Here is a 5640-nt window from a genome sequence, read left to right on the forward strand (position 1 = left end):
GCGCGGCGGCTGGCCGCGCAACCGCGCGAGCGCCTGATCGCGGTCAAGCGCGCCGCCAACCGCGGCTTGCGCGCGGCGCGCGCGGCGGTCTATCAGCGCGAGCTGGACATGCACGCCGCGACCTTCGTCGGCGACGCGCGCACGCTCGGCCTGATCGAAAGCAAGTTCGGCGCGAACGCGCCGCAGGTCGCGGCGATGGCTGCCGCGCCTGTGCCTGCGTCGGCACCCGCATCGGCGCCGATCCCGGCCCCGGCCGCGGCGACCGACATCGGCGCCGTCGTCGAACGGCTGCGCCAGCTGCTGGCGCAGGAACTGTTCCTGCAACCGCAGGAGATCGACGACACCACGCCGTTCATCGACCTGGGCCTGGATTCGATCACCGGCGTCACCTTCATCCGCAAGATCAACGCTCACTACGGCGTCGAGATCGAGGCGACCAAGGTCTACAGCCTGCCGACCCTGCGCGCGCTCGCCGGCCACGTCGCCGCGATCGCCGGCGTCGGCGCAGCGGCCGCCGGGTCCGCTCCGACCGTCGTACCGCTCGCCTCCGCGGTCGTTTCTCCTGCCGCGCCCGCCGCTGCGAACAGCGAAGGCGAGGGCGCCTTGCTGGCGCAGGTGATCGAACGCCTGCGCGACCTGCTCGCACGCGAACTGCACCTGCACGCCGAGGAAATCGGCGAAACCACGCCGTTCATCGACCTCGGCCTGGATTCGATCACCGGCGTCACCTGGGTGCGCAAGATCAACGAGCGCTACGGCATCGAGATCGAAGCGACCAAGGTCTACAGCCATCCGACCCTGGCCGGGATCGGCGGTTACGTGCTGGCCGAGGCTTTGCGCGCGGGGACGCTGGCCGCGCCGGTCGTCTCGGCGGCGCCCGTGGCCGCGCCGGCTCCGGACGTTGCCGCAACGTCTCGCACCGCAGCGCCCGCGAAGCCCAACGCACTGGTCAGCTGGCGCCGCGCCGGCGACGTCGTCCGCGCCGCCGCCGCGCCCTCGCGCACGAACGCGCCCGCGGCGAACCCGATGACCCGTCCGATCGCGGTGATCGGCATGGCCGGCCAGTTCCCGCAGGCGCGCGACCTCGACCAGTTCTGGCGCAACCTCGCCGCAGGCCGCGACTGCATCGGCGAAGTCGGCGCGCAGCGCTGGAGCCTGGATGCGCATTACCGCCCCGGCGCGGCTACGCCCGGCTACAGCTACGCCAAGTGGCTCGGCGCGCTGGACGACTTCGACCGCTTCGATCCGCTGTTCTTCAACATCTCGCCGACCGAGGCCGAGAGCATGGATCCGCAGCAGCGCCTGTTCCTGCAGGCGTGCTGGCAGAGCCTGGAGAACGCCGGCATCGATCCGCAGACCCTGGCCGGCCGCGATTGCGGCGTGTTCGTCGGCTGCGGCCCCAGCGACTACCACCAGCAATCGCAGGCCCAGCGCCTGAGCGCGCAGGGCTTCACCGGCGCGGCGACCTCGATCCTGGCCGCGCGCATCGCCTATTTCCTCAACCTGCGCGGCCCCTGCCTGTCGGTCGACACCGCCTGCTCGTCGTCGCTGGTGGCCATCGCCAACGCCTGCGACAGCCTCAACGCCGGCCACAGCGAGCTGGCCCTGGCCGGCGGCGTGTACGTGATGGGCGGGCCGTCGATGCACATCATGACCTCGCAGGCCGGCATGCTCTCGGCCGACGGGCGTTGCTACAGCTTCGACCAGCGCGCCAACGGCTTCGTCCCCGGCGAAGGCGTGGGCGTGCTGCTGCTCAAGCGCCTGGAGGATGCGCAGCGCGACGGCGACCGCATCGATGCGGTGATCGAGGGCTGGGGCGTCAACCAGGACGGCCGCAGCAACGGCATCACCGCGCCCAACGAGGACGCGCAGACCCGGCTGCTGCAATCGGTGTACCGCCGGTTCGGCATCGATCCCGGCGGCATCGGCCTGATCGAGGCGCACGGCACCGGCACCAAGCTCGGCGATCCGATCGAAGTGGCCGCGCTCAAGGCCGCGTTCGCGCCGTTCACCCAGCGCGCCGGCTACTGCGCGCTGGGCTCGGTCAAGAGCAACATCGGCCACTGCCTGACCGCGGCCGGCGCCGCCGGCGCGATCAAGCTGGCGCTGGCGCTGCGCCACCGGCAATTGCCGCCGAGCGCGAACTTCCGCCAGCGCAACGAACACATCCGCCTGGACGGCAGCCCGTTCTTCGTCAGCGAGCGCCTGCGCGAGTGGGATGGCGCGGCGGACGCGCCGCGCCGCGGCGCGGTCAGCTCGTTCGGTTTCAGCGGCACCAACGCGCACCTGGTGCTGGCCGAATACGTCGCCGATGCGGCCGCACCGGCGCGCGCGCTCGATGAGCGCGGCGAGTATCCGCTGGTGCTGTCGGCGCGCACCGAAGAGCAACTGCGCCAACGCGCCCGCGATCTGCTCGCGTTCCTGCGCCGCAGCGACGCGCCGGAGCCGGATTTGCTGGAAATCGCCTACACCTTGCAGACCGGGCGCGAGGCGATGGGCGAACGGCTCGGGATCATGGCCGGCTCCGTCGACGCGTTGGCGGCCAAGCTGGAAGCCTTCCTCGACGGCCGCGACGATGTCGCGGGCCTGTTCCAGGCCCAGGTCCGCCGCCATCGCGAGGGCCTGCAATTGATCAGCCAGGACGCCGACCTGCGCGCGACCCTGATCGGCAAGTGGCTGGAGCAGGGCCGCCTGTCCAAGCTGCTGGAACTGTGGTGCAAGGGTCTGGAGCTGGACTGGACCGCGCTGTACGGCGCGCAGCGGCCGCGCCGGATCGCGTTGCCGGATTACCCGTTCGCGCGCCAGCGGTATTGGCTGGAGCCCGAAGCCGCGGGCGCGCCGCCTGCGGTCGCCGCCGTTGCCGCGCCAGCTGCAGCAGCCGTCGCACCGACCGTCGCCGCGCCGCCCGCGGCCCATCCGGCGCGCGATTCGCTCAGCTATGTGCGCCAATGGGAAGAATTGCCGGCCGCGCCGGCGGTGCCGGCCGCCGCCGCGGCCAATGTGCTGATCGTGCTCAGCGACGCCTGCCACGGCCTGGAGCGCGACCTCATCGCGCACCACCGCCGCAACGGCGCCGGACGCGTGCGCCTGCTCAGCTTCGGCGCCGATACCGCGCAACTGGACGCCGATCATTGGCAGTGCGGCCTCGACGATGCACAAGCGTTCGCCGATGCGCTCGCCGAGCTGCCGCGAGTCGATGCGCTGTACTTCCTCGCCGCCAGCGAGCGCGCCGCGCACAGCGACGACGACGCCGAAACCTGCCAGCGCCGCAACGAACGCGCCTTGCTGCGGCTGGGCCAGGCGCTGCGTCGCCAGGCCAAGCTCGGCGATTCGCTGGATGCGTTCGTGATCACCCTCGACAACCATCCGCCGCATGGCGGCGCGGGCCGCAGTTGGGGCGCCGGCGCGTCCGGGCTGGCGCATGCCTTGGCCCAGGGCCAGCATCGCTGGCGCGTGCGCAATCTCGATCTGTCGTCGGACGATCTCGCAGGCCCGCCCGCCGCGCGCGAGGCCGCACTGGCCGCGATCCTGACCGAACCGGCCTCCGACCGCGGCGAACTGATCCGCCTGCAGGCGGGCAAGCGCTACCGCCAGGGCTTCCTGCGCCTGGACTGGGGCGATGCCGCGCCGGCCGGGGATGCGCGCGCCGCGTTCAAGCACGGCGGCGTGTACCTGATCGTCGGCGGCAGCGGCATCGTCGGCCGCATCGTCACCCGCGAGCTGATCGGCCGCTACCGCGCCCAGGTGGTGTGGATCGGCCGCAGCCCGGCCGACGCGCCGCGCATCCGCGCCGCGTTCGACCAGTTCGGCGCCGCGCTGAGCTACGTCCAGGCCGACGCGCTCGACGAGGCCGCGCTGCGCGCGGCGCTGGCGCGGATCCAGCGCGAATGCGGACGCATCGACGGCGCGGTTTTCTCCGGCATGGAGTTCGGCGCCGACGACGCGGCCGAGGCCATCGACGAAGAGGCGTTCGCGCGCATCGTCGCGGTCAAGACCCAGGGCGTGCGCGCGTTCCACCGCGCGGTGCGCGGCGAGGCGCTGGACTTCGTCTGCTATTTCTCCTCCGGCCAGGCCTACGCCTTCTCCGGCGCGGCGCGGCTGAGCGCCTACGCCAGCGGCATCGGCCACGCCGACGCGTTCGTGCGCGCGGTGCGCGGCGAGTGCGGCTTCCCGGTCGGCATCCTCAACTGGGGCTTCTGGCAGGCGGCGGTGGACGAGCGCATCGGCAAGCTCGAGCGGGTCTCCACCCGCAGCCTCGACGCGCTCGGCGACGCCGAGGGCTTCGACTGCTTCGAGCGTTTCGTCGCCGAGCTGCAGCGCGGCCGCATCGATCAGGCCCTGTGCATGCGCGCCTCGCCCGAGGTGGAAGCGCTGATGCGCTGCGATTCCGGCCAGTACCTGCGTCTGGACGCGCCGCAGGCCGCGCGCGAAGTGGCGCTGGACGAAGCCGCGCTGGCGATCGACGCCGACGCCATCGCCGCGACCGTCGCCGCCCACGCCGAGCGCGGCCTGGAACCGTGGTTCGCGCGGCTGCTGCGGGCGCAGTTGGAGCGCATGGCCGGTCCGGGCCTGGCCGAAAGCGCGCACAGCGCCGAACAGTTGCAGCGGCGCTGCGCGATTCAGGACAAGTACCTGCCGTGGCTGCGCGCCAGCCTGGAACTGTTGGCCGCGCACGACCTGGCCGAGCTGGACGCCGACGGCGCGCTGCTGCCGTCCGCGCCGCTGGACGCCGACGCGCTGTGGAGCCAATGGCGCGAGCGCCTGCCGGGTTATCTGGCCGATCCGCAAAGCCGCGCCCTGGCCGAACTCAGCGACGAGTGCCTGCGGCGCCTGCCCGAGATCCTGCGCGGCGGCGTCGCCGCCACCGACGTGCTGTTCCCGAACGGTTCGATGGACAAGGTCGCCGGGCTCTATCGCGACAACGCCACCGCCGACACCTTCAACGACCTGGTCGCCGAGGCGGTCGCCGCCTACGTGCGCCGCCGGCGCGAGCGCGATCCGGCGTTCCGCCTGCGCCTGCTGGAAATCGGCGCCGGCACCGGCGGCACCTCCAAGCGCGTGTTCGAGCGCCTGCGCCCGCTGCGCGAGGCGGTGGAGCGCTATTGCTACACCGATCTGTCCAAGGCGTTCTTCCTGCACGCGCAGCGCAATTACCTGCCCGAGCATCCCTACATCGTCTGCCAGCGCCTGGACATCGAGCAGCCGGTGGAAGCGCAGGGCATCGCCGCCTGCGATTACGACCTGGTCATCGCCACCAACGCGCTGCACGCCACCGGCGACATCCGCCGCACCCTGCGCCACGCCAAGACCGCGCTGCGCGCCGGCGGCCGCCTGATCGTCAGCGAGATGAGCGACAAATCGCTGTCCACGCATCTGAGCTTCGGCCTGCTCGACGGCTGGTGGCTGTTCCGCGACGCCGAACTGCGCGTGCCCGGCTGCCCGGGGCTGGCGCCGGCGACCTGGCAGCGGGTGCTGGAACAGGAAGGCTTCGATCAGATCGCGCTGCCGGCGCCGCAGGCGCAGGCGCTGGGCAACCAGGTGGTGATCGCGCGCAGCAATGGCGCGGTGCGGCGTGCCTGGAGCGCCGCCGAGGCTTCAGCGCGACCGGCGGTCGCGGCCGTGGCGGCGCCGGCACGAGCG

1 protein-coding gene is annotated in these 5640 nt (G+C 72.5%); it reads left to right on the forward strand.

From position 1 onward, the window contains the following. Window positions 1–5640: beta-ketoacyl synthase N-terminal-like domain-containing protein (locus A7A76_RS04760; RefSeq protein WP_206410118.1), on the forward strand; the 5640-nt coding region annotated here is incomplete at both ends.

Source organism: Lysobacter enzymogenes (genome assembly GCF_017168095.1).
In the GTDB taxonomy this organism is placed as follows: domain Bacteria; phylum Pseudomonadota; class Gammaproteobacteria; order Xanthomonadales; family Xanthomonadaceae; genus Lysobacter; species Lysobacter enzymogenes_D.